The sequence below is a fragment of the Leucobacter aridicollis genome, from assembly GCF_024399335.1.
In the GTDB taxonomy this organism is placed as follows: Bacteria; Actinomycetota; Actinomycetes; order Actinomycetales; family Microbacteriaceae; genus Leucobacter; species Leucobacter aridicollis_A.
The window spans coordinates 2,303,063-2,328,448 of the sequence record NZ_CP075339.1 but is presented as its reverse complement, the minus strand read 5'-3'; the positions used below and the strand labels follow the sequence as shown (position 1 = coordinate 2,328,448).

Sequence of the window (25,386 nt, the reverse complement as noted above, 5' to 3'; positions counted from 1 at the left end):
TGCGCTAGTGGCTGAGCGCCACGGCGATCTCGTTTGGTGGTGCGTCGAGCGTGATAGACGAGATCTTCTCGCCAGTCGCCAGATCGATAGCGTGGACTGACTTCGTCGCTGGCTCCGTGACGTAGGCGATGTCGCCATCGGCGACGATTGCCGGGTGGGCATCCTGCCAGTTTGCAGGCCCCTCCCAGGGGGTGATGACCGGGTGCGAGGCAACAATTGTTCCGGTCTTCGGGTCGAGAACGTGAATCGAACCATCCGTCGAGAGCACGTAGGCATTGCCTTCTGGGCCGCGCGTGACGCCGCGGAACGTGTACCGCACGTTCTCGGGGAGTGCCACAACGTCGAGCGTCTCGTGCTCCGTGTCGATGAGCGTTACGGCGCCCAGCAGGTAGCCTTCGGCGTCTGGATCGCTCTTGTAGTCGCCCACGACGATGGGACTGTCTGGTGCAGTGAACGCGTTGCCCATGCGGCCGAACGCGTCGGGCGCGTCGAGCTTCGTGAACTCGTCGTCTTTGTAGAGCAGGGCGCCGTCTTCGCAGCCGAACACGACGACCTCGTTGCGCGCGGTGCCCTCACCGTGAATGCCTGGGCAGTCCGCGGACGTGGTGACGTCGTGCCAGTGGTCGTCGTGGGGTTCGAGCGCTGTCGCCCCCGATCGGCCGTCTGCAGTACCAACGGTCGTAAGGAGGGTGCCGTCGCCAAGCTCAATGGAAACTCCGTGATGCGGCGCATCGGCTTCGAAACTCCGCGTGTCGGGCCGATCAGTGTCGTTGCTCAGTAGTGCGTTGGTCGGTACGAGCGTGGTGATGCCAGTCCCGTCGTCGTACAGCGCGGTCGTGCCCTCGTGGCGTACCGCGTGGCCGGCTGCCTCGGCCGGGAACACGAGCCCGGTGAGTTTCGCGGCGTCGGCATCGAGCACCTCGAATCCGCGCGACGTGGTGAGCAGCAGATGCTTGCCGTCGCCAAATGCGTTCAGGCGGGTGAATTCCTCGGTATCGAACGACTCGACGGCCTCGATCCCGCCGCCTGTCGCAGCGTCGCTCGTGAGAACGGTGACGCCGCCCGGGGTCGTGACCGCGAGAGCAGTGTGGGCGACTGAGGAGTCCTCGCCGTGGTCGTGACCGGCGTGGTCTTCTCCGGCTGCCGTGCCGGGTGCGCACGCCGTGACGGCGACGAGGCTGACCCCTGCCGCGGCTGCGGCGACCCACCGGCGTGTATGTGCGCGCCCCTTCGCCGGGGTGTGTGCTCGTGTGTGCATGATTCTCCTTCGTGTTGGTTGTGTTGTGTGTGAGCTGTGAGTTGATGTGTGTCAGACCGGACCGCCCTTGCGCAGTGGGTCCCCGCCACGACCCAGCCGGACGAGCCCAGGCGAGCCCGGCCAACTGCGATGGCGCCCTGTGCCGCGTACCGGTTCCGCTCCGAGGGCGGCGGCTACCTGTCAGCTGCCGCCCTCGGTAGCGAGGCCGGCGACGATGCGCTCAGTGTTGGTCTGCAACATGGCGACGTACGTGTCTGCCCCGGCTCCTGGCTCAGACAGTGACTCGGTGAAAAGGGGCACGACGTCGACGGTGATTCCGGCCTCATCAGCGAGAACCCGCATGAGCTTGTCAGGCGACGAAGACTCAGCGAAGATTGTCGGCACCCGCGCCTCGGTGATTGCGGACACGAGCGCGTCGAGATCCTTCGCGCTTGGCGCCGCGAGCGTCGTGCCACCGGGGATCGCGGTTCCCAGGATTTCGAAGCCGTAGCGCTCCGCGAAGTATCCGAAGACGTGATGGTTGGTGACCAGCACCCGTTGCTTGCGCGGGATCGCGGCAAAGCGTTCACTCATGCTCGCGTCGACTTCGGCAAGCTCCTCGGCGTACGCGGTGCCACGTTGCATGATGGCGGCGCGAGTGTCGTCGTCGAGCGCGTCGAGCGCAGCGAGCGCGTCGGTGAGGGCTCCGGCGACGGCGACCATCTGCAGCGGATCCGTCCAGAAGTGAGGATCGGGACCCGCGGCATGAGCGACACCTTGCGCGTCGCCTGCGGCATATCGCAACACGTTGACGTGGTCGCCAGCGATGAACTGGCTGCCGCCAGCCGCCGCGACCCTGTCGAGGTGCCGCTCCAGGCCCTCCTCAAGCCCGAGGCCGTTGGAGACCAGCAGGTCCGCCTCGTCCATCGCTGCGGCCTGCTGCGCTGAGATCTCAAACGAGTGCGGATCCGCGCCCGGCTGCATGAGCGTCGTGACAGTGGCGGCGTCGCCGACGATCTGCGAAACAACGTCTCCGAGGATATTCGTCGTGACGACGACGTTCGCCTGAGCGTCCTGGCCGTCGTCCCCGCTCGGTCCCGGGCTACACGCCGCGAGGGAGAGCAGGAGAACCGCCGCGATGGCGAGACTCCGGCGAGTGCCCCTCCTCGTGACGCGGGCGCCCTGACCGTGGCTCACTGCCCGACCTCCGCGAGGAAGTCGGGTCGCACCGTTGGCGCCAGCTCACGGGCGATCCGGGCGCTGTCAACGTAGTCGATCTCGTAGACGAGGCCCCTGCTCGGCGAATTGATGTAGGCCCGCTGCGAGTCAACGGTGAGGGTGAGGGTGTCGAAATGGTCTGAGGCGAGATCAGCGGTCTCGAGTAGCGGTGGGGTCGCGGCGAGCTCCTCACCGGAACGCAGCACCCGCACACTTCCGCGCGCATCGAGCGCGACGACGTGTTCGGCTTCGTCGCCGACTGCTACCGCGCGAAGAAGTTCTGCGGAGCTTGGGCTCCATGCCCAGGTATGCGCGCGCGCATCAAGCTGCCAGATGCCGGGCTGCCCGTCAGACCCGTGACCGATGCCGGCGAGCATTGGCCTGCCTTTGCGGCCGGCGAGGTGCTCAGGGGTGCCCCCAGGTGCGTCGGGGAACGGAACGAGGGTGAGTGACGCGTGCTCGGTGTCCGCGTCCTTGGTGGTCGAACCGATGTCAGTGCCCTTGGCGCCCTCGCCTTCGCTCGTGTGGCTGTCGCTGCCGCCTGGGGCGCCAGCCTCCGCGACGATGGCGCCTGCCTCGCACAGCACGACGAGGCCTGCCCGGGTCGTGGTGGCGCTGCGAGGTGACTCGCACGCGGCGGTCTGGCCGGTGGGGGTGCCGCTCGCGTCGACAACGCGCAGTTCTGTCGCGCCGTTGTCCGTGTTCACATGAGACACGAGTGCGCCGTCGCCGAGCGGCGCCGCGATGCCCGCGTGCGGGGCTTCGGAGACACGAAACCTCTCCACGAGCGAGCCCGTGCTCAGTGCGGCGTTGTCGAGCAAGACAGCCTCGCCCGAGCCCTCGAAGAACACGCCCGTCGAGCCGGTGGTCGGGAGGGCATCACCAGCGATCGCAGCTGGACCTTCTCCCGGCAGGATGCCAATCTGCGTCGGTTCTGCGCGGTAGAAGTGGAAGTGGTCGCCATGGTCCCAGGTCCAAGCCCCGCCATCGGTGATGGCGACCCCCGAACCAGAGTCGGAGAACACGTACCGACCGTCAGTCGTCACTCGCTCGGGCGCGGGTACTGACCCGAGCGCGCGCTCGCCGCCGTCGATGAGGTCGAGCAGGCTGGTCTCGCCGTCCGCGGAGACGGTTGCCAGTTGTAGCTGGGCCTCGGCGACTTCGACCGCGCCTGCCACCGCGCCATGCCCGCTGCCGTCCGTGGGGCGTGCCGTATCGGTACCTTCTGGCAAGGGTGATGTGGCTGGTTGGGGCGTGATGCTGCACGCGACGAGCGCGAGCGACAGTGTTGCTCCGCAGGCGAGGACGAGGGGGAGTGATAGGCGATTCATATGGTGCTTTCTCGTGAGGCGATGGGGGCGCTTGAATTCCAGATGCGTGCCGCGGCGAGCTTGGAGCTGTGCGATATCCCGGCGGCGGCTACGCCGCTGGCGGCGATGGTCGAGCCGGCGGCGGAGCCGATAGCCCACGAGATCGCGAGCCCGACCGTGACGGCGAGGACCCCGATCACCGCCGCGATCACCATGCGACCCTGGATGCTCTGGTGCCACGGCTGTGCCGCGACGGCCGGGCCGAGTAGCAGTGCGACGACGAGGAGCGTTCCCACGGCCTGAGCCGAGGCCACGACTGCGAGCGTGACGAGCCCGACGAGCAGTCCTTGCGTGAGGTGGGGGCGGTACCCGAGCGTCAACGCAAGACGCCTGTCAAATGCCAGTGCAACGAACGCGCGGTGTCTGGCTGCGGCGACGGTGAGCACGACCGACGAGGCAGCGGCCAGCAATGCGATGTCGGTCCAGGAGATCGCGAGGATGTCGCCGAACAGCACCGCCGTCAGGTCGGTCGCGAAGCTCCCTGAGCCCGAGACGATGATCACGCCGGTTGCGAGCATTGCGACGAACAGGAGACCGATGCTCGTGTCGTATGAGAGCTTGCCGCGGCGCTGGAGCGCGGCAACAAGCGCGCTCATGACCGCGGCCGAGAGTCCGCCCCCGATCACCGGGGGAATTCCTGCGAGGGTCGCGATGGCGACGCCCGGCAACATGCCGTGCCCGATCGCCTCGCCGAAGAATGCCATCCCGCGAATCACGACCCACGTGCCGACGACGCCGCAAACGATGGCGACAACGGCGCCACCAACAACGGCACGGGCGAAGAACGCGGAGCCGAGCGCATCGAAGAACCAGAACATGGACACAGACACTACAGATAATGAAAACCATTATCAACATGCTAGGTTTGTGGCCATGACTGATTTGGCCCCCGTGCGAGCCCGCGCGCTCTTCTATGCCCACGACTCAAAACCCGTCCTATCAGGGGTCTGCGTCGACATACCCGCCGGGCGTGTCACGGCACTCGTCGGGCCAAACGGCGCCGGCAAAACGACGCTTGTCGAGGTGCTCGCCGGGGTGCGCCGGCCAACGTCGGGTCAGGTCACGCGAGACACCCCAATCGCACTCGTCGTGCAGCGACCCGACGCGCCGTCGGAGCTACCGATCACCGGTCGCCAGGTCGTTTCTCTCGGGGTCGCGGCTCCGGCGAGAGGCATCCGGCCTGGCCGCAGATCACAGGCTGGCCAAGTCGCGGAGGCGCTTGAACGCGTCGGTGCGGCCGAGTTTGCCGACGCGCCCTTTTCGCAGCTCTCTGGCGGGCAACGCCAACGGGTCCTCATCGCGCAGGGGCTCGCGGTTGGCGCGGGCGTGCTGCTGCTCGATGAGCCGGCGGCGGGGCTTGACGAGGTTAGCCGCGCGCGCACGCGGGAGATCCTTGCGGCTGAGGCGAACCGCGGCGTTGCGGTCGCTGTCGTCACCCATGACGCAGCGGACGTTGCGGCAGCTGACCGCGTGATTAGGATCGAGAATTGCCGAGCTCACCTGGACGTCTAGGCACTGAGGCGCGGCAATCAGTGCGGCCTCGGCCCGCTTGCTCACCGGCGCTAACGCGTTTGAGGGTGGTCGCCGGGCCGGCACCGACGGTTGAGCTCCGGACCCAGGGGAGAAGGGGAAAGCGCGAGACGCACGAATGGCGGCACCCCAACTGGGATACCGCCATTCGTTTCGGTTGGGGGAGTAGCCGAACCGGCGCTCCGCCCTGGGGCCTGACCATCTGGCCGGCCCGAGTAGTGGGTTAGCTCACGAAGCCGACCTTGCGTGAGGTGTCGCTGCCGAGCTCAACATAGGAGATCAGCTCGCGGTTCACGAGGAAGGTGCGCCCCTTACTGTCAGTCAGCGAGACGAGGCCGGTGGGGGCTGCCTGGATGAGGGTGCTGAGTTCTTCTGCCGACGAGTCGGTCTCGAATGAGAGCTCGCGCGCCGACTGATTGATGCCGATCCGTACTTCCACAGCTGCCTCCTGGACAAGTCATGATGCGGTTGCTGCCTGCGGCGCAACCCTGTTCTCCTTTGAGTGTATGCCGCTTGCCTTGCCAGGCCGCACGATTTGTGGGCCCGTTCGCCGTCAGCGCACCACCTGTGATGCGGGTACTGGGATGCTCGCCCTCCCGCTACACAGCAGGCTTTCGCTCGCAGCGCCGGTCTTCAGCCGGAGCTCAAACCTTCAGCCGGAGCTCAAACCTTCAGCCGGAGCTCAAACCTTCAGCCGGATCTCAAACCTTCAGTCGCAGCGCCACGCCTTGGGATCTGCGGTTGCTATGTCCAAAGTGTCTGCATTCGGCATAGGAACCCCAGATCCCATGGTTACTGTGAGTGGCCTGGCGTGTGAGCGGCCTGGCGTGTGAGCGCTCTGGCGTGTGAGTGGCCTGGCGTTGGGCAGGTCCGGTGCGCGGACGGGCTGACGCGCGACGGGGCTAAGCCGCCGGGGTCAGTGTCAGCGTGTCCGTCGTCGCGGCTTCAACAGCCTGAGCGCTGTACGCCCAGGCGTACTGCTCGCCAGCTGCCCAGCCCGCCACCTGATCCGTGTAGTTCTTGTGGAACGCGTGGCCGCTCTGTCCCGTGAGGTTCTGCCAGGTTGATGCGTCCCAGTCTGAGACGTCGATGACCATGCGCATCGACGGCACAGTCGACGTCTGGTAGCCCTCGCCAAGCGCCCACCCGGTGGCGTTGACGACGCCTGAGCCGCCAGATGTGTCGTAGGGGCCTCGGTTGAACAGCGCTTCGATTGGAGCGATGCCGCTTTCCCCAAATGTTCCGTGTGTCAGTGTGATCGCGTGAAGCTTCCCCCAGTTCCACTTCTCCGGGTTCGTGCCCTGCAGCTTCGTGAGTTCTTCGTATGCGTCGCTCGCCGCCCCAGACAGGAGCTCCTCACGTGTCTCCGTGCCGCCCGCAGTCAGCCACTCAGACTCGGGGTTCGCGAGCTGCAGCGACAGCACCCTCGCGAAGCGGGACTGGTCATCGCGCGGAATGTCGCCATCCCTGCCCGAAACCATTCGCTTCGTGAGGTGTTCCCACAGCACGTTCGCGTAGGCAGCGGGGGCCGAGTCGATTGAGTTCTGTCCGTCCCACGTCGCGAGGAGATCGAGTGCTGCCTGCACGCCATTGTCGTCCGCCGTGACACCCGCATACGCCGCCGTGAGCGCCTCCGCTGCTGGCATCTGGTTGTCCATGTGAATCTCGGCAAGGTCGGCGGCGCTCACTGGGCCAGCTGCGATCTTTTCCTCGAGCAGCTCGACGATCCGCGCGGCACGGTATCCGTAGTCCCAGTCGCGGCTGAGGAAGTGGGCGTAGTCGTCATTCACGATCGCGTTGTTCGCTGTGACGATGTAGCCCGACTTCGGGTTGTACGACCAGGGCTGTTCCTCGAACGGAATGAACCCTTGCCAGTCGTACTCGCTCGACCAACCAGGCGTTGGAAGGTAGCCCTCCTGCCCGGCCGCGCGAATCGGGAGCTTGCCCGGGGCCTGGTAACCAATGTTGCCTTCAGGGTCAGCGTAGATGAGGTTCTGGCCGGGCACGTCGAACTTGCTTGCAGCCTCGCGGAAGTCTGTGAAATTCTCGGCGCGGTTGAGCATAAAGATTGCCTCGGGAGTCGATCCGGCATCGAGTGCGGTCCACCTGAGAGCCAGGGCGGCGTCCGTGTACGGCATCGTGCCCCCGATGTCACCAGGTCCGACGGGCAGGATCTTGCCCTCGGGCGTCTCAGCGTGAGGGGCGTCAGCGATCGCCGTGAAATCCCCTGTGAGCCCTGAGACGATCGGGCCGTGTCCAGTCTCTCGGACAGTCAGGGTGACGTCGTCGCCGCCGGCAACTTTAATGGTTTCCTCGCGCGTGGTCATGTCGCGCCACTCGTTGTCGTACCAGTACTTGTCGCCGTCGACGCTCTCGACGAATAGGTCTGCGACGTCAGTCGTGAGGTTTGTGAATCCCCATGCAACATTCTGGTTGTGTCCGATGACGATGCCGGGCAGACCTGAGAAGCTGAAACCGGCGACGTCAAACGGGCATTCCTCGGATACTGTCGAGCAACGCAGTTGCATCTGTGTCCAGACTGACGGCAGCGCCGCGCCGAGGTGGGGGTCGTTTGCAAGCAGCGGGGCACCGGTCGTCGTGTGTTCGCCGGAGACAACCCACGAATTAGAGCCGATACCCTCGCCCTGCTGCGTGATGAGGGAGTCAACCTTGCCGAGGAGCTCCTCAAGGGGCTCGAGGTTGAGGGACTCGACGAGGTCCGTGAACTGATCCTGAACGAACGCGGCCCCCTGCTCGAGCTTTCCAACTGCGACGACCCGCTTCCCCGAGGGGTCGTCCGCGAGGATCACTGGGTGCTCCTCGAACGGGTAGCCAGGGTACAGTTCGGCGAGCTCGTCGGCTTCGAGGAACTGTGCCTGAAGCGCTCGGGCCGTCTCGTCTTCGATGTTGGTGCGAAGATCCCACGCCATTGCTTTGAGCCAGGCGATCGAGTCTGCAGGTTTCCACGGCTCTGGCTCGTAACCTGAGTTTTGCAGCCCGAGCACTGCGTACTCAAGCGAAAGCTTGCTGCCGCTGTGATCGTCAAGGTACGCGTTCACGCCCGCGGCGTACGCCTCGTAGTACGAACGGGCCTCATCGCTCAGCGCCGCGAACTCCTCCTCCGCGATGCGCTGCCAGCCAAGGGTCCGCAGGAACGAGTCGGTGCCGACCTGGGATTCGCCGAAGAGTTCAGACAGCCGCGCGCTCGTGAGGTGGCGGCGGAAGTCCATCTCCCAGAAACGATCCTGCGCGTGCACATAGCCCTGGGAGAAGAACAGGTCGTCGGTGGAATCCGCCGTGATCGTCGCGATCCCGCGCTCGTCTCGTTGCACAGTGACCTCGCTGGTGAGGCCCGTCGCCGTGACGGTTCCGGATACTGTTGGGAACGAACGCTGTACCGTCCAGACGCCCAGCCCCGCTGCGATAAGCGCAATGAGTAGCAGGGCCGCGACAATCCAGCCGATCACTCGCAGGGCCCGACGTTTCTTCTTCGGCGTCTCTGAGCCTGGGATTGTCTGGGGTGCGTCGGCTACCTGGGTCATCGGTCCTCCACTCTGAGGTGCGTGCGTACACACTGAAACAGCTTCGAGTATTGCACATGGCCCGCCGCCAATGTCTGCGGTGCTCACTAGGCTAAAAGCATGATCGCATTCGACACTTCGCAGGAGCGCGTGCTCGCGCTTGATCCGCGATCGCATGCGAGGGTGCTTGGAGCTCCTGGCACAGGCAAGACTGAGTTGCTCATAGAGAGCTACGCTCGCGCGATGGCGCGCGAGGGGTGGGAAGAGGGCGACGTACTCGTGCTCGCCCCGGGCAGGCTCGTCGCGACGCGCCTGCGGGAGCGCGTGCACAGGCGGCTCGACCGCGCGGTTGGGGGAGCGCCAGTACGCACGGCCTCATCGTTCGCGTTCTCAGTGCTCGGGCGGGCGGCAGCAACAGCTGGTGAAGCGGCGCCGCGCCTGCTGACGGGCACCGTTCAAGACGAGGCGATCGCGGAGACAGTGCAGGCCCGTATCGACTCCGGCCGGGCGCGTGGGGAGGCCGGTCTCGCTACCGAGGTGGTGTTATCGGCGCCGTTTCGCGCCGAGCTGCGCGAGCTCTGGCGTGTGCTTGACGACTTCGGCTACGAGCCTGCCGAGCTCGCGGGTGCGCTGTCGGGGGCCCTCGAACACGCGCGAAGCGTTCCGTACTCTGCTGGCCCAGAACCGGCACTTGCAGCCCGCTGGGGCGAGGCGCTCGACCTGCTGCAGGAGGTCAAGCAGCGCATGGAAGCTGCGCGTGCGCAGGAGGTGAGCTCAAGCGGAGTGCTGCGGCTCGCCGCGCAGGCGATTCGAGACGGGCAGGTGCAAGCTCCGAAATTGCTCCTCATTGACGACGCGCAGGAGCTCGGCGAGGGCCAACTCGCGCTTGTCGCCGCATGCGCTGCGGTAGGGAGCGCTGTGTGGGTGTTCGGCGATCCTGATCTTGCGACGAGCGCGTTCCAAGGCGAGCACACGCGGGTGCTCGCCGGGCTCACGGCGGAGCTCGTCCGCCGCGGTTGGACACCGCCTCCCGGAGCCGCCGAGCAGCTCGTGGTGCTTGACACCGTGTACAGGCACGGCGCCACGATTCGGGGGTTCGTGCGCGGGATGAGCGCGCGCATCGGTGCGCAGAGTGCCGCGCCGCAGCGGGCCGCGGAGAGTCATGCCTCGGGTGCGCCGGTGACGGAGACGGGCCCCCATCAGGATCCCGAGGGCCCTTCGAAGCCTGCCTCCGAGAGAGCGGCCGCCGTCCGTGACAGCGTCGAGTTCGCGCGCGTGGCGACTCCTGCTGAACAGCTCGGCGCGATCGCGCACCGCATGCGCGCGAGGAAGCTCGGCCTCGACAGTGATCGCGCCCTCGACTGGGGTGAGATGGCTGTCGTCTGTCGTACTCGCGCCGAAGTCACCCGGGTGGCCAGGCTACTCGCCGGCCATCAGGTGCCAACGGGCGTCGCCGCCGGCGGCATTGTGCTGCGGGAGCATCAGGTGGTGCGTGAGCTCGTGACGCTGTTGCAGCACGCGCTCGGAATTGCTTCGCTCGACGCCGCAGGAGTGCTGCGGCTCGCCGGCGGCGTCATCGGAGGGCTTGACGCTGTCGCGGTGCGCAGGCTCCGCGGCGGGCTGCTCCTAGACGAGCGACGTGCCGCCCGCGAGGAGGAGCGCGTCCCGCTCACTGTCGACGAGCTGGTGTTCGACGCGTTCGAGTTTCCGGGCCCGAGCCCGGCAATTGACAGCGCCGGTGGACGAGCGATTCGCAAGCTCGGCCTCATGGCTGCCTCGGGAGTGCAGGTGCGTGAGGGCGGTGGTACCCCGCGAGAGGTGCTCTGGGCGCTGTGGGACAGGGCGAAGCTCGCCGATCGCTGGCAGCAAGAAGCGATTGCGGGCCGAGGCCTGCGTGCAGACGAGGCGAACAGGTCACTCGACGCCGTTGTCGGCCTGTTCTTCGCGCTGCAGCGCCACGAGGAGCAAGACAGCGAGCAGCCCATTGCCGAGCTTCTCGACGAAATCCTGCGAAACACGGTGCCCGAGGATTCGCTCGCGCAACGGAGCGAACGGCAAATGGTGACAGTCACGACGCCGCAGGGAATGATTGGGCGCGAGTTCGCTCTCGTCGCCATCATCGGGGTGCAAGACGGCTCATGGCCAAACCTCCGGGCTCGAGGCTCGCTCCTCGGCACTTCGGCACTGGAGCGCTGGCTGCGCGGTGGCGAAGCGCTCATGCCGTCACGTCGAGACACGACGCACGACGAATTGCGACTCTTCCTGCAGGCGTGTTCGCGTGCACGCGAGGAGCTGCTCGTCGTCGCGGTCGCCGACGAGAACAGTCACCCAAGCCCGTTCTTCGGCCTGGGGAGCGATTTCCGGGTAGAAGGGCTGCCGAGCTCGAGGCTGACGCTTCGCGGGATCACCGCGTCGATGCGCCGCCGCGTCGTCGAAGATGTGACTGACGAGACTGCGGTGGTCTCGCTTGGCGCACTCGCGCGTGCAGACGTCAGCGGGGCGCACCCACGCGATTGGTATGGTGTACTCGAACCGTCGACCACGCTTCCGCTGTACGCTCCTGCCGAAGGCGAAGAGGAGCGGCCCGTGCCTGTGAGCCCGTCGCAGCTCGAGAAAGCTGAGACGTGCGCCCTCGACTGGGTAATCGGGGCGCTTGGCGGGGGCATCGGCAGCGTCCAGGCAAGCCTCGGAACGCTCGTGCACCACGCCCTCGAAACCGTTGACGGTCACGACCCCCAAGAGATGCTCGAAGTGATCCTCGCAGAGTGGCAGAAGCTGCCGTTTGACGCTGAGTGGGAATCTGAGCGCGCGCGGCGCACGGCGGCTCACATGGCCGAGGGCCTCTCCGACTACCTGCGAGAGTTCGAAGCGTCTGGGAAAGAGCTTCTCGGGCAGGAGTCAGGCTTCAGCCTCGCGATCGGGCGTGCAGAGCTCCGCGGTATCGCCGACAGACTCGAAGTGCAGCGTGGTGGCGGGGCCGCAGAGGTTACCGTTGTTGATCTGAAGACTGGGCGCACGCCCGCGACGAAACCCGAGGCTGAGGAGCATGTGCAGCTGCAGGCATATCAGCTCGGTGTGATGCTTGGCGCGTTCGACACCGGAGACGTTGAGGTCGGAGGCGACGTGCGCACCGCAGCCAAGCTGCTGTATGTGCACCCGGATGCCGCTCGAGGGAAAGGATTCGTGGTGCGCGAGCAATCTGGCCTGAGCGATGAAGCCCGAGAGGAGCTCATTTCCCGTGTTGCAGGCGTGGCCGAGACCATGGCGGCGGGGGAGTTCACCGCCAGGGTTGAGCACCACTGTTCAGATCCGCACAAGCCGGGCAACTGCCGGCTGCACATCATCCAGGCGGTGAGCCACGCGTGAGCGTTCCTGTTTTCTCTGCGGCCAGAGTGGCCGAGATCCTTGCGATCCCGGGTGAGCAGCCGTTGCTCCCAACCGACGAGCAACGGGCGGTGATCGAGCACCCGCTCGCTGGGAGCACGCTCGTGATCGCCGGCGCAGGCAGCGGTAAGACCGAAACCATGGCGAACAGGGTCGTGTGGCTCGTCGCCAACGGGCTTGCCGAGGCTGATTCGGTGCTGGGGCTTACCTTCACGCGCAAGGCGGCGGGGGAGCTACGCGAACGCATCGTTGGGAGCCTTGGGGTGTTTGTCACGCGCCTCAGCGATCTCGCCGAGCTCGGGGAGTTGAACGAGCAAGAACTCGAACGCTCCCGCGAGCTGAACGAGCAGCTCGCAGACGGCCTTGCCCTTCCCGACGTCAGCACCTACAACTCGTTTGCTGCCGGAGTGCTGCAGGAGTTCGGGGCGTCAGCCGGGCTGGCACCTGGCGCTGTCGTCATCGACGAGGCGACGGCATGGCGAGTTGCTCGCGAGACGCTGCTCGCGAGCGATGACCCAGACCTCGTCACGAGCGAGCTGCGTACGCCGACGCTGATTCGGCACGTCATCGCGATGGACAGGGCGGTCGCCGACAACCTGACGAGCTTTGACAGTGTCGACCAGATGGTCGCCGAGTTCAGCGGCGTCACTCGGCTGCCGTACAACGAGAAAGAGGACCCGGATAAGCCGAGCGGGAAGGTCTACGCGAAGGTCCGCGACGCTGTGAAAGCGATCGCTGAAACGCCGCTCATTACTCGCCTCGCGCGCGCGTACCGAGAAGAGAAACAGCGGCGCGGCCTCATCGATTTCTCAGACCAGCTCGCGCTCGCGACGCAGACGCTGGACGCAGCCCCCGAGGCTCTTGGGGTGCTCCGATCCAGGTATCGCGCGGTGCTGCTCGACGAAGTGCAGGACACGTCGGTGGGGCAGACGAGACTCCTCGCGCAGCTGTTCGGCGGCATGCCAGTAATGGCCGTCGGCGATCCGCACCAGTCGATCTACGGCTGGCGAGGGGCGTCCGCTGAGGGGCTGAAATCGTTCCACCGTGATTTCCGCGGCGGGGAATCCGCAGCCACCCTCACGCTCTCGGTGAGCTGGCGAAACCCGAAGCTCGTGCTCGCCGCGGCGAACACCGTCGCAGCTGAACTGCGCATGAACGCAGCAGTCGACGTGCCCGAACTACAGCCCAGGCCCGGGGCAGACGACGGCGAGGTCGAGGTCATCTACCCAGAGACAGTGCACGAGGAGCGCGAGCTGCTCGCAGCGTGGATCGCGCGCGCCCGCGATACGACGCCAGGGAAAAACGGGGAGCCCCCGACGGCCGCGGTCATCTTCAGGAAACGTGCCGCAATGCCGTCATTTGCTGCAGCGCTCACGGAGGCCGGCGTTCCCAATCGCATCGTTGGTCTCGGTGGGCTGCTCAGCACCCCGGAAATCACTGACATCGTGAGCTGCCTGCGATGCCTGTGGTACGCAGACGCCGGGGGAGACCTTATTCGACTGTTGGCGGGCCCGCGCTTTCGAATCGGAGTCGCAGACCTCGCCGGCCTGCGCGACGCAGCGAAGTGGTTTGCTCAGCGGGACGTCGGTCTGCAACCGCTCGCCGACGAAGATCGTGCGGCTGACAGCGTGTTGCCAGACCCCGACCGTGAGTTCACGCTCATCGATGCCCTCGACGCCATCTCGACGATGAAGAACCTCGACCATGGCGCACTGCGAGGAGTGTCCACGAGCGGGAGAGAACGGTTGCGCGAGGCCGGGCAGATGCTGCGTGATTTGCGACGCGGAGTCGGTGGGAACACCGCCGACCTCATCGGCGCCGTGATGCACGCACTTCGCCTCGACATTGAACTCGAAGCGAACGAGGCAAGAGGAGCGGCAGCTGGAGCGCTCGCGAACATCGAAGCCTTCACTGACCTCGCCGAAGGCTTCCTCGCAATCGACACACGAGGCACGCTTGCATCGCTGCTCGAGTGGGTGGAACGAGCGCTTGAAGACGACGACGTCGCTGAACACGTTGCCGCGCCGCTGCCTGGCACCGTCCAGCTCATTACCGCGCACGGTTCGAAAGGGCTGCAGTGGGACATCGTGGCGGTGCCTCGCGTCGTGACAGACGAGTTCCCTGGCAGCGCGAGAAGCGGCACTGGTTGGCTCCGAACCGGCGAGCTCCCTGACGAACTCCGCGGCGATCGAGGGGCGCGGCCGCACTTGAACTGGCGGATCGCCACGACGCAGAAAGAGCTGTGTGAGCGGCTCGACGACTATCGAGCAGAGCTGAAGGAACGCCACGCCGAGGAAGAACGGCGCCTCGCCTACGTCGCGATCACCCGGTCAGCCGGTCGACTGCTGCTGTCGGGCTCGTTCTGGGGTGGTCAGACTCGGGCACGGGTGCCATCGGTCTACCTCCAGGAACTGCAGGGGCAGTTCTTCCCGGAGCTGCCTGCCGAGTCCGTGCACGAGTCAGACCCGAGCGAGATCGCCGAACTCACCGCGAGTTGGCCGCTCGACCCGCTCGGACACCGCGCCCCGAACGTGTTTCGGGCGGCGAACGCCGTTCTCGAATCGCTCAGCGAGGCAGGGGCGCCCGCCGCCGCTCTCGAGCCTGCTGTCGTGGCACCTGCGGACGACACGCTCGCGCAGTCCGGAGTCGACGAGACGGTCAGACTGCTGCTCGCCGAGCGCGCGGCGGCGGATGCGCTCGCCACTTCGACGAGCGCCGCCGACGCACCACTGCCTGAGCGCATTACCGCGTCAACTTTCCACGAGTTTGTTGAAGATCCCGTCGCCGCAGAGCGACGCAGACTGCGGCCCATACCACAGCGACCCTACCGGCGCACCCGCGTCGGCAACCGATTTCACGAGTGGGTCGAGCGGCGGGCAACGACCCCCGGCGGAACCGCACTGCCGCTCCTCGGACTCGACCCGGATGAATGGGATCCGGGGCGCACCGAGTTTGACGTGGAGGCCGAACTCGAGCCGCTCATTGACGTCTACCAGCAGTCGCGCTGGGCGTCAAGGCAGCCGATCGCTGTCGAACTCGAGGTCGCGCTGCCATTCGCGGGCCGCACGCTTGTCTGCAAACTCGACGCTGTGTATGAGCTCGAACCGGCGGCCGACGGGTCCGACGCGCAAGAGCCGCGTTTCGAAGTCGTCGACTGGAAGTCGGGGCGTGCGCCAACCACGGACGCCGAACGCGAGAGCCGGTTCTTTCAGCTCGACCTCTACAGGCACGCATATGCGCAGTGGGCAGGAATCGCCCCTGAGCGCATCGATGTTTCGCTCTTCTACGTCGCAGAAAACGTCGAGATTCGCGGCGTCGAAGTCCGTAGCCTTGCCGAACTCGAGGCGGCGTGGCTTGCAGCGGCGGCGAAGCTCGCCGAGTAGCCGCAGTCAGTCGCGGCGCGCCCCGGGCAGGTCATCGTCGCTGATCGGCTCAGTGAGCATGTCGTCGACTGGCTCGGTGAGCTGGACGTCCGGGTCGTCGACGGTCCCGTCTGCGGCGTCCGTGGCGCCAGACGCGCCTGTGGAATCATCATCGGGAAGTGGATCGATGAAGTCGGTGTCAAACCCAAACATTCTGTCTTCGTCGAGCGCTTCGAACGCCGCGGTCTCCGAGAGGCGGTCAGAGACGACGGGGGTCTGCTCGAGGAGCTCGAGCGCGGCGGCCTCGTCCAGGGGATCGCGGCCAGGCACAGCAGCGGTCAGAATGCTGAGCCTATCGACGAGCCTGTCGAGCATCCCGACTGCGTCATCGATGATCTCAGAATCGTGAACGTCAATGCCGTGCAGCAGCCACTTCGCAATTTCGAGCTCGTGGTAAAGCGTCGCCCGGCTGCGGAGTGCTGCAGAATCACTCACACCCGACAGCTTCGCGTAGCGCGAGAGCACCGCGTCGAAGACACCGTCGCCAGCCCCGTAGAGCCACGCGACGTCGCTTGCCGGGTCACCAATCGAGAGCCCAGACCAATCGAGTACGCCGACAACTCGATCGTTATCGACGAGGAGCGCGTCGGCGGTGAACGTGCCGTGCACCATTCGTGGTTCGAAGTCCCAGAGTTCAGCAGCCTCAAGCACCTCGTTCCACCTGGCATGCACAGTCTGCGGCAGGTAACGGGTCGCGTGCGCACGGTCGACGACGCGAGTCACGAGCAGTCGCTGATCGCGCGTGGTTCGTTCGACGAGACCGCCCTGCTGGGCGACGCTTCGGGGGAGCGCGTGGATCGCGGCAAGCGTCTCTGCGATTGAGCCGATCAGGATCGCGTCCGAGCTGAGATCTTGTACATCGAATCGTGAGCCGGGGAGGTACGTGGTTGCGACCGCGCGAGTGTCGCCCGCGCGGGTCATTCCGAGTGGGCGTGGGGCGTCGAATGGGAGTTCAGCGCGCGCCCCCTCAGTCAGCGCTGCGAGACCAAGCAACGACGCGGATTGCGTAGTTTCTGCCTGTTGTGTGCGAGGGACACTGACGATGACCTCATCGTCTGGGGTGGTGAGCACAGCCGCTGCGTATTCTTCACCGGCTCCGTGGTGGGGTCGCACAGCTACCGCGACCAGACCGGGCACCGCTGAGGTCGCGAGCGCTGCGAGGGTGAGAGGGAGTGTCGCCATGTCATTTAGGGTATGCATCAGCCGGGTCTCGGGTGGTGCGCCACGCGCACTGTGCTGCAGTCTCTAAGGTTTCGGCGCGCAATGGCGGGTGCGAAGTCTGAGAAGATCGTTATATGAGTGTGGAACGAGTGCCGCTTGCCGGAGGAATCATCGACCGAGACGCGCCGACGCGCGGATCGCTCGAGGCACTCGAGGCCGCGTGGGCTGCGCCTGACGCCCGCGTGCTTCGCATTGCCGGGCCGAAGGTGCCTGTCCGCGAGACTGACTTGAGTCTCGCTCTCGTGCCAACGGCGAGGGTTACTGCGCCAGCGGATGAGCGTGTCTACCTGGGCCGTCGTGACGGTGCGCCGATGTTTGCGATCGCTACCGAGGAGTCGGACGGTGAGCCTGGGATCACTTGGAGGCATCCGTTCCAGGCGGTGATGAAGCTCGACCATGCTGAGCGGGAGCTTGTCACGATGGCGCTCGCCGTGATCCGCTGGCACGAAGCGGCAGGGTACTCTCCGCGCGACGGAGAACCATCGACGGTCGCTGACGGCGGCTGGTCAAGGCGCACCCAGAGTGGCGGCGAGCTGTTTCCGCGCACAGACCCGGCAGTGATTGTGTTGATCACGCACGAGGATCGTGTACTGCTCGGCTCGAACGTGCTCTGGGAGACTGGTCGCTTCTCGCTGCTCGCCGGGTTCGTCGAAGCTGGCGAAACACTCGAGAACGCTGTCGCGCGGGAGGTGTTCGAAGAGGCAGGCGTTCGGGTAGCTGAGGTGCGTTACGTCGCGTCGCAGCCGTGGCCGTTCCCACGATCGCTGATGCTCGGCTTTCAGGCGAGCCTCGCTCCTGGGCAAGACCCCGCAGCTTTCGTCGCCGACCCGACTGAAATCTCGGAGCTGCGGTGGTTCACGCGCGAAGAAATCCGGTCGCCAGGGGCCGGCCTGCTGCTGCCCGGAGCGCTCTCGATCGCAGGCTGGATGCTCGACACGTGGGCCCAGGATGGGGCTCTGTGACGAGCGAAGCAGCACGCATCCTCGAAGCCCTCGACCCCGACCAGCGGCAGATTGCCGAGGCGCTTCGCGGCCCGGTCGCGGTGCTGGCTGGTGCAGGCACGGGAAAGACCCGCGCTATCACGCACCGCATCGCCTATGGTGTGCGGACCGGGGTGTACGACCCGCAGCGTGTTCTCGCAGTGACCTTCACGCGAAAGGCCGCGGGGGAGCTCCAGGGTCGCCTGCGGGAGCTCGGCGCCGATGGGGTCCGCGCCCGCACGTTCCATGGTGCCGCGCTCGCTCAGCTCAGCCACTTCTGGCCGCAGTTCGTTGGAGGCGACGCACCTCAGGTGCTCCCAGGTAAAGTTGCGGCGATCTCGCAGACCGTTGAGTCGATGGGGCTTCGGCTTGGTGGTGAGACCCTTCGCGACATCGCCGCCGAGATTGAGTGGCGAAAAGTGTCGATGTTGAGCATGGAGGCATACGCACAACAGCTCCCGCAGCGGCCGGTCCTCGCCGGTGTCGAGAGCGACAAACTTCTGGACATCCACGAGGGCTACACCAAGCTCCTCGAAGAGCGTCGGCAAATCGACTTCGAGGACGTTCTTGTGCTGCTGTCTGGCATGCTCGAGGTCGAGCCGCGCGCCGCACTGCAGGTGCGCGAACAATACAGGTTCTTTACGGTGGACGAGTTTCAAGACGTCTCGCCGCTGCAGCACCACCTGCTTCGCCTGTGGCTTGGCGCTCGCGATGACCTGTGCGTCGTCGGGGATGCAAGTCAGACGATCTACTCGTTCGCCGGCGCTTCGAGCTCGTTCCTGCTTCGCTTCGGCACCGAGTATCCGAACGCGCGGGAGTTTAAGCTTGAGCGCAACTACCGTTCAACGCCGCCCATCGTTGGCGGCGCGAACAGGCTCATGCGTGACAAACCTGGCGCGCTCCAGCTCAGCCCGATGCGTCCCGCCGCCGATACGGCTCCACAGTTCTCGTGGTTCCAGACGGAGCAGGACGAAGCGCGAGCGGTCGCCCAGGCGATCGCGCAGGCGAGGCAAGCTGGCACGCCGGCCTCCGACATTGCCGTGCTGTATCGAACAAACGCGCAGTCAGCGCGGATCGAAGAAGCACTTGCGAGCGAGGGCATCCCGGTTCGCGTGCACGGCGCGCAACGGTTTTACGACAGGGCTGACGTGCGGCGCGCAATCCTGCTGATCCGAGGCCAAGCGAAGGCTGGTGACGATCGTCCGCTGTTTCAGATCGTCAGCGACATGCTGCGCGAGGTGGGGTGGACCGCGAAGCCTCCCGAGGGGTCCGCGGAGCGTGAACGTTGGGAAGCGTTGAACTCGATCTTGTCCCTGGCCGACGACATGCCCGCAGGCACAACAATCATTCGGTTCAGTGAGGAACTCCTGGCCCGCCAGCGTTCTCAGCACGAACCAAAGATGGAGGCCGTGACGCTGAGCGCGGTCCACGCTGCAAAGGGTCTCGAATGGCCGCTCGTGCATGTCGTCGGCCTGAGCGAAGGAATCTTTCCCATCTCCCATGCCCAGACCGAGCAGGCTATTGAGGAGGAACGACGACTCGCGTACGTGGCGTTCACGCGCGCTCGCGACGTGCTGTTGCTGTCGGGGTTCGCGAGCGCGGCTCGTGTCGCGCGCCAGCCGTCGAGGTTTGTGCACGAGGCTGGGGTGGGTCGCTGAGAGCGCACCCGCACTCAGGGTGGGTGCGCAGTTGTCGGAGCCTGGGGAACGCCTGAAGTTTGCCGTGCGCGACTGGCAATTCAAGCTGCCGGTCATGTACCCATGGCTCACCGCGCCGCCACGCACGCACGAAGTGCACCGCAGCTGTAGCGGCAACCTGCGACACTTCGCCAGTCTCGCTGCTCGGGCGCACGCCGTATAACTGGGAGGCGACAGCTGGCAGCGCCGGGTCGGCGTCGGTGAGATGGAGCATCTCACACCCGTGACATGGCGCGCCGTCTGGCGTCACGAGCGGGCCAACGCGAGCCGCGCCGTCACTAAACCTGATGATGAGTTGCGGCACCCCAGCTCTCAACCAGCGGGCTGTTCGGCCGAGGGGTTCGAGAAACCTGAGAACCTGGACAGCGAGGTCGGGAGGTTTTGCTTCGCGGCGCAGCACACACTCGGAGCTTGACCCAAGGGTTTCCCGCAGCCATGGGACGTCGATGCCGTCGTCGAACAGGCGGGCAGTGGGCGGGCGTCGCGCGGACTCGGGCATCACTGCAGACGCGCCGCCGAATTGGGGCGCCTGAACATGCCGATCTCCCCACCGACGCTTGGCTGCTGCTCGACGTATCGTCGCCGGTGCCGGGTTCCGCGGTGCTGGCTGCAGTGACGCAGAAGACGCCGCCGAAGCTGCCGCCGAGGAATCACCTGTCTCCTCAGCGGCAACTGTCCCCGCTGGTGCCGTCCGGTGAACGAGCACGTGGGTGAGCGAACTGAGCGCGTGCTCAACGACCTGGGAATCGCTGCGCGCGAGCTCGGTGTCGCTCGCCCCGCGGATGAGACGGGCGACCACAGCCTGGGCGCCTGGCTCCTCTGCGGGGAGCCTGGCAAGTGCTCGGTCGAATCCGACCCGAATTGTTGTTGGGTCTTCCCAGACCACGGGGAGGTCAGGGTCGATCTGGGTGAGAGATATCTGCGGGGTCATGTCAAGTAGTCTGCGCTCCGCAGGCGCCCTTCTGGCCGGCATCCACAGGCCCGAGCACTCCGTGCGGGAAATGGACCCCTGTGGGCAACGTTAGGTTCGCAAGGCCCGGTCGCGCCTGGCCGGCCCGCTCGGCTAGTTCGCCGGGGAGTCGCCGCTCTCGTACCCCGTCCCCGTATCAGCGTCCCCCGAGCGCTCCCCGCTCAGGAGCTTGCGCAGCTCATCGTCGAACGGGTCGCTCTTGGGAGCGCCGTCGCCGATCAGCCCGATCCTGGTGAGAAGTAGATCAGGCGCGTCGATCTCTTCTGCGGTCGGCATGATGTCGGGGTGCGACCAGAGACCGTCTCGGGTGGCAATGCCCCCGCGATCAACGACAGCACGCCACATCGCGGCAGCCTCACGCAGCCGACGGGGGCGAAGCTCGAGCCCAGCGAGCGCGGCGAACGCGCGCTCGCCTGGGCCGCCTGTCGCGCGACGGCGGCGCACCATTTCGGCGATGGCGCCAGCTCCGGGGAGCCTGCTTGTCGCGTCCTCGGTCACGATGTCTACCCAGCCCTCGATGAGGGCAAGCATTGTCTCGAGCCGTTCGTGCGCCGCCTCCTGAGCGGGAGTTTTCGGCGGAAAGAGCGCCCCACTCGCGAGGATCTCCTGGATCTGCTCGGGCTGCGATGGGTCGAGCTCCCGAGAAAACTCCTCGATGCGATCCGTGTCGATGTGGATGCCGCGAGCGTAATCAGTGATTGCGGTGAGGAGATGGAGCCGGAGCCACTTTGTGTGGCGGAACAGGCGAGCGTGCGCGAGTTCGCGCACGGCGAGGTACAGCGTGACAGCCTCAAGATCCTGATCGAGGCCCTCAGCAAACTTCGCGATGCCGCTCGGCAGGAGCGCGCCGCCCTCGAAACCTGCCCCCTCAAACAACGGGATTCCAATATCGCCCGCCGACACGACCTCGCCAGAGAGTTGACCAACGATCGAGCCAAGCTGCACAGCGAAGAGCGCGCCGCCAACGCTGCGAAGCATGGGAGTGGCCTGCTGGAGCGCAGCCGCCATTTCCTCAGGCATCTGCGTGCTCATTGAGTTCATGAGTGCCTGCGAGACCGACTCGGCGACTGGCTCGGCGAGGCTGATCCAGGTATCGATCGACCGCTGGACCCACTCGATGCGGTTCACTGTTCGGGGGGAATCGGATACCGGCCCAAGTTCAGTCGCCTCATCGAGCCATAGCGATGCGAGCGGGAACGCGCGATTCGCTGGGCCGCTGTCAGCGCCCGCATCTCCACCCGCGGCATCGAGCGCGGTTCGGCGCGCGACCGACCAGTCGATCTTGTCGCTCGGGTTCGACATCGCGCCACGCAGCGTCGAAAACAGGGCGCCGAGCACCGCGGGATCTGCTGAGATTCCCGCTGCCTTCGCGAGCACACTCGGGTCGAGTTCGCCGTCTTGCTGGCCGCTCAACATGTTCTGCAGCAGGCGCTGCAGTTCTTCGAAGTTCGGGCCCGACGAGTCGTCCGGTCCGCCTGGCTGCATATCGTCGTTATTCACGGCGTTCTCCTCATGCCTCGTACACTGCTAACGCTACGGCACGCATGGTGAGACGGTGCCGAGAGTCGCGCGATTTCATTGCGCCGACTGCGAACAGGTGTCGCGGTGTTTCGACTCGCACAGGAATTTCAGCGGCCAAACGCTACGCTTGGAGGGTGACCGAACAGACTACTTCTGCCCCCCGATCGCGCCGACTTTCCCCGCTCGCAATCACAATCATCCTCGTGGTTGCGCTGATTATCGCGTTCCTCGCGGTCTCGTCAGTGATGACTGAGGTCCTGTGGTTCAACCAACTCGGGTACCTTCCCGTGTTTGCGACGCAGTGGATTGCGGCAGGCGCCATGTTCATCGTCGGCTTCCTCGCGATGTCGATCCCGGTGTTCCTCGCCATTGACATTGCTTACCGGAAGCGGCCGGTATATGCCCGCCTCACCGCACAGCTTGACCGCTACCAGGAGGTGATCGAACCCCTGCGGCGGCTCGTCAAGTGGCTCCTGCCCGCAATGCTTGGCATTTTCGCGGGCATCGCTGCGGCATCGAGCTGGCGCACTGTGCTGCTCTGGTGGAACTCTGAGCCCTCAGGTGAGAAAGACGCCCAGTTCGGTTTCGATATCTCGTTCTTCCTCTTCGATCTGCCCCTCTGGCAGTCGGTGACCGCATTCGCCTCGGCAGTCGTGCTCATCTCGCTGCTCGTCGGAGCGGCCACGAGCTACCTGTACGGCGGCATCTCGTTCAACGAGCGGGAGCTTCGCGTGTCGAAGTCGACCCGCATTCAGACCGCGATCCTCGCGACCCTGTACCTCGCGATTCAGGCCGTGAGCCTGTGGCTTGATCAGTACGCAACCGTCACAAGCACTGAGGGCTACGCGACCGGTGCGATGTACTCGAGCGTCCACGCGACGATCCCCGGCAAGCAGATCCTCGCTGGCATCGCAGCGATTGTGGCTGTGCTGTTCATTGTGACCGCGGTGACTGGCAAGTGGCGCATCCCCGTGATCGGCACGGCTCTGCTGATCGTGTCGAGTCTTGTGCTCGGCGTCGGATACCCCTGGGCAATCCAGCAGTTCCGCGTCGTCCCCGACGAGCAGAGCATGGAGTCTGAGTACATTGGCCGAAACATCGACGCGACGCGCAAGGCGTACGGCCTCGACGAGGTGAAGGTCGAACGCTACGACGCTGTCACCGACGCAGAGCCGGGCGCACTGCGTAACGACGCTGTTGCGACCTCGAACATTCGTATCATGGACCCCGAGGTCATCTCGCGAACCTTCGCGCAGCTCGAACAGTCGAAGCAGTACTATAAGTTCCCGAAGTCGCTGAACGTCGACCGCTACGAGCTCGACGGGCAGATCGAAGACACCGTCTCGGCAATCCGTGACATCGATATCTCGGGCCAGTCGAGCTGGTACAACCGCACCCTCGTGTTCACGCACGGGTACGGGCTCGTCGCCGCGTACGGCAACCAGCGCTCACCCGGTGGCGAACCCGTCTTCCTTGAGAGCGGTATTCCGACGAGTGGCCGTCTCGGTGAGTTTGAGCCGCGCGTGTACTTCGGCATGGATTCGCCCGAGTACTCGATCGTCGGTGGCGAACGCGACAAGTCGATCGAGCTCGACTTCCCGTCAGACATCGAGAGCACCCCTGAGGCTCCGGCAGCTGACGCCGAGGGTGCAACACCTGCTGAGGAGAACGCCGAAGGCGAGACCACTGCAGACGCCACCGCTGGCGACGAAGCGGCTACCACTGACGAAGAAGCCCCGGCAACTGAGGCGCCCGCGGAGGAAGACGCTCCAGCAGACGCAGGTGACGCGGCTGAGGGCGACGTCGAGGCCGCTGCAGGTGGCCGCGCAAACCTCACGACCTTTAAGGGCGAGGGTGGGCCGACGCTGAGCAACATCTTCTCGAAGATCATGTTCGCGCTGAAGTTCCAGGACGTCGAGATCCTGCTCTCAGGTGCTGTCGTTGACGGCTCACAGATCCTGTTCGATCGCAACCCGGTTGAGCGAGTGCAGAAGGTAGCTCCGTACCTCACCATCGACGCTGCTCCGTACGCGTCGGTCGTGGACGGCAAGCTCAAGTGGATCATCGACGGCTACACAACTTCGGCGCAGTACCCGTACTCCGAGGTCACCGACATGAACGCGCTGACAGTTGACGCTGACAACCAGCGCGCGAGCATGCTCGCGAAGCCTGTGAACTACATTCGCAACTCGGTGAAGGCAACTGTCGACGCCTACGACGGCAGCGTTGACCTGTACGCATGGGACAGCGAGGATCCACTCCTCAAGTCGTGGAGCAAGATCTTCCCCGGAACGCTCAAGAGCGTCGACGATATGAGTGGCGAGCTGCTCAGCCACGTGCGATACCCGACTGACATGTTCAAGGTGCAGCGCGAGGTGCTGAGCAAGTACCACGTGACCGATGCCGGTGCGTTCTACTCGGCTGAGGACGCGTGGCGTACGCCTGATGATCCGGTAGCGAGCGCGAACGAGAATGAGCGCAACCCTGCGCAGCCGCCGTACTACCTCACCCTGTCAGCGGGTAAGGGCGCGGAGCCAACCTACTCGATCTATTCGACGTACATTCCTGACGCGCGCGGTGAGACCGCCCGAGACATCCTGACCGGCTACCTTGCGGCGAACTCGAACGCAGGCTCTGAAGCCGGAAAGGTGTCTGAGGACTACGGCACGCTGAAACTTCTCACGCTGCCAAAGAGCAACACGATCCCGGCGCCGGGCCAGGTGCAGAACAGCTTCAATACCGATCCGAAGGTGTCGACCGAGCTGAACCTGCTGCGCCAGGGCGGTACTCGCGTGATCAGCGGTAACCTGCTCACGCTCCCTGTGGGTGGCGGTCTGCTCTACGTGCAGCCTGTCTACCTTGAGGCGTCGACTGGCACGAAGTTCCCGCTGCTACAGAAGGTGCTTGTCTCCTTCGGTGACGACATCGCGTTCGAGGACACGCTTGATAAGGCGCTCGACGAGCTGTTCGGCGGAAACTCAGGCGCGAACGCGGGAGACGGGGATAGTGAAGTTCCTGCTGACCCGGATCCCGATACCGACGGTGAGACCGTGGAACCGAGCGACGGCTCAGGTTCGCAGACCTCTCCGGCGCTGAAGCAGGCGCTGCAGGACATGAAGAAGGCCATCGATGACCGCACGGCGGCAATGAAGGATGGCGATCTGAAGAAGTTCGCAGAGGCCGACGAGCGGCTTGAGGATGCGCTCACGCGAGCGCTCGAGGCTGGCAACTAGCAAGTCTCACCGCAAGACGGGTGTGGCCCGGAGGATTTTCCTCCGGGCCACACCCGTTTGTCGTGCCTTGTGGTCCCTCCCC

15 protein-coding genes are annotated in these 25,386 nt (G+C 65.5%); 6 read left to right on the top strand and 9 right to left on the bottom strand.

The window, feature by feature from the left end:
* Positions 1–4: 4 nt before the first annotated feature.
* From aztD to aztB, 4 genes are all read right to left on the bottom strand, one after another.
* Positions 5–1,258 carry a zinc metallochaperone AztD gene (gene aztD, locus KI794_RS10435; protein ID WP_255808049.1) on the bottom strand — a complete coding sequence of 418 codons (1,254 nt, stop codon included), beginning with the start codon at positions 1,256–1,258 and terminating at the stop codon, positions 5–7.
* Positions 1,259–1,438: 180 nt separating this feature from the next.
* Positions 1,439–2,434: a metal ABC transporter substrate-binding protein gene (locus KI794_RS10430; RefSeq protein WP_255808048.1), complete on the bottom strand. Its 996-nt coding sequence runs from the start codon at positions 2,432–2,434 to the stop codon at positions 1,439–1,441.
* Complete coding sequence (locus KI794_RS10425) at positions 2,431–3,786, bottom strand: ABC transporter (RefSeq protein ID WP_255808047.1); 1,356 nt, start codon at positions 3,784–3,786, stop codon at positions 2,431–2,433. The genes KI794_RS10430 and KI794_RS10425 overlap by 4 nt, the downstream gene beginning before the upstream one ends.
* The gene (gene aztB / locus KI794_RS10420) at positions 3,783–4,655 is read right to left on the bottom strand and encodes a zinc ABC transporter permease AztB (protein WP_370647806.1); all 873 of its coding nucleotides are present in this window, start codon (positions 4,653–4,655) and stop codon (positions 3,783–3,785) included. Before aztB ends, KI794_RS10425 begins: the two co-directional genes overlap by 4 nt.
* Positions 4,656–4,698: 43 nt before the next feature.
* On the opposite strand from aztB, the gene KI794_RS10415 reads away from it, so the two are divergent.
* Positions 4,699–5,337 (top strand): metal ABC transporter ATP-binding protein, encoded by a 639-nt coding sequence (locus KI794_RS10415; RefSeq protein ID WP_119284186.1) that lies wholly within the window; start codon positions 4,699–4,701, stop codon positions 5,335–5,337.
* A 241-nt stretch (positions 5,338–5,578) separates the two neighbouring features.
* On the opposite strand, the gene KI794_RS10410 is transcribed toward KI794_RS10415, so the two are convergent.
* Both KI794_RS10410 and KI794_RS10405 read right to left on the bottom strand, forming a co-directional pair.
* Positions 5,579–5,794, bottom strand: coding sequence for a DUF3107 domain-containing protein (locus KI794_RS10410; RefSeq protein WP_119284185.1), 216 nt, complete (start codon positions 5,792–5,794; stop codon positions 5,579–5,581).
* A 463-nt stretch (positions 5,795–6,257) separates the two neighbouring features.
* Positions 6,258–8,897: a penicillin acylase family protein gene (locus KI794_RS10405; RefSeq protein WP_255808046.1), complete on the bottom strand. Its 2,640-nt coding sequence runs from the start codon at positions 8,895–8,897 to the stop codon at positions 6,258–6,260.
* Between the two features lie 99 nt (positions 8,898–8,996).
* On the opposite strand from KI794_RS10405, the gene KI794_RS10400 reads away from it, so the two are divergent.
* Both KI794_RS10400 and KI794_RS10395 read left to right on the top strand, forming a co-directional pair.
* The gene (locus tag KI794_RS10400) at positions 8,997–12,242 is read left to right on the top strand and encodes a UrvD/REP family ATP-dependent DNA helicase (RefSeq protein WP_255808045.1); all 3,246 of its coding nucleotides are present in this window, start codon (positions 8,997–8,999) and stop codon (positions 12,240–12,242) included.
* A complete protein-coding gene (locus KI794_RS10395) occupies positions 12,239–15,643 on the top strand; it encodes an ATP-dependent DNA helicase (RefSeq protein WP_255808044.1) in 3,405 nt (1,134 codons plus the stop codon). The genes KI794_RS10400 and KI794_RS10395 overlap by 4 nt, the downstream gene beginning before the upstream one ends.
* 6 nt (positions 15,644–15,649) lie before the next feature.
* Here KI794_RS10395 and KI794_RS10390 read toward each other — a convergent pair whose 3' ends face one another.
* Positions 15,650–16,864: a phosphotransferase gene (locus KI794_RS10390; RefSeq protein WP_255808043.1), complete on the bottom strand. Its 1,215-nt coding sequence runs from the start codon at positions 16,862–16,864 to the stop codon at positions 15,650–15,652.
* Between the two features lie 113 nt (positions 16,865–16,977).
* Here KI794_RS10390 and nudC point away from each other — a divergent pair, with 113 nt between their 5' ends.
* Both nudC and KI794_RS10380 read left to right on the top strand, forming a co-directional pair.
* Positions 16,978–17,865, top strand: coding sequence for an NAD(+) diphosphatase (nudC, locus tag KI794_RS10385; RefSeq protein WP_255808042.1), 888 nt, complete (start codon positions 16,978–16,980; stop codon positions 17,863–17,865).
* Entirely contained in the window at positions 17,862–19,541 is a 1,680-nt protein-coding gene (locus KI794_RS10380) for an ATP-dependent helicase (RefSeq protein WP_255808041.1), read from the top strand. The genes nudC and KI794_RS10380 overlap by 4 nt, the downstream gene beginning before the upstream one ends.
* Here the strand turns inward: KI794_RS10380 and KI794_RS10375 are convergent.
* Together KI794_RS10375 and KI794_RS10370 are read right to left on the bottom strand one after the other, a co-directional pair.
* Positions 19,438–20,511, bottom strand: coding sequence for a hypothetical protein (locus KI794_RS10375; RefSeq protein ID WP_255808040.1), 1,074 nt, complete (start codon positions 20,509–20,511; stop codon positions 19,438–19,440). The two genes, KI794_RS10380 and KI794_RS10375, sit on opposite strands and share 104 nt — an antisense overlap.
* Before the next feature lie 132 nt (positions 20,512–20,643).
* Positions 20,644–22,050, bottom strand: a complete 1,407-nt coding sequence (locus tag KI794_RS10370; RefSeq protein WP_255808039.1) for a zinc-dependent metalloprotease — start codon at positions 22,048–22,050, stop codon at positions 20,644–20,646.
* 155 nt (positions 22,051–22,205) lie between these two features.
* On the opposite strand from KI794_RS10370, the gene KI794_RS10365 reads away from it, so the two are divergent.
* Positions 22,206–25,304 carry a UPF0182 family protein gene (locus KI794_RS10365; protein ID WP_255808038.1) on the top strand — a complete coding sequence of 1,033 codons (3,099 nt, stop codon included), beginning with the start codon at positions 22,206–22,208 and terminating at the stop codon, positions 25,302–25,304.
* Positions 25,305–25,386: the final 82 nt, after the last annotated feature.

Bases quoted from the DNA above. Each gene is read 5' to 3' on its own strand.
- aztD (WP_255808049.1), bottom strand. From the start codon at position 1,258: ATGCACACACGAGCACACACCCCGGCGAAGGGGCGCGCACATACACGC.
- KI794_RS10425 (WP_255808047.1), bottom strand. From the start codon at position 3,786: ATGAATCGCCTATCACTCCCCCTCGTCCTCGCCTGCGGAGCAACACTG.
- KI794_RS10415 (WP_119284186.1), top strand. From the start codon at position 4,699: ATGACTGATTTGGCCCCCGTGCGAGCCCGCGCGCTCTTCTATGCCCAC.
- KI794_RS10405 (WP_255808046.1), bottom strand. From the start codon at position 8,897: ATGACCCAGGTAGCCGACGCACCCCAGACAATCCCAGGCTCAGAGACG.
- KI794_RS10400 (WP_255808045.1), top strand. From the start codon at position 8,997: ATGATCGCATTCGACACTTCGCAGGAGCGCGTGCTCGCGCTTGATCCG.
- KI794_RS10390 (WP_255808043.1), bottom strand. From the start codon at position 16,864: ATGGCGACACTCCCTCTCACCCTCGCAGCGCTCGCGACCTCAGCGGTG.
- nudC (WP_255808042.1), top strand. From the start codon at position 16,978: ATGAGTGTGGAACGAGTGCCGCTTGCCGGAGGAATCATCGACCGAGAC.
- KI794_RS10375 (WP_255808040.1), bottom strand. From the start codon at position 20,511: ATGACCCCGCAGATATCTCTCACCCAGATCGACCCTGACCTCCCCGTG.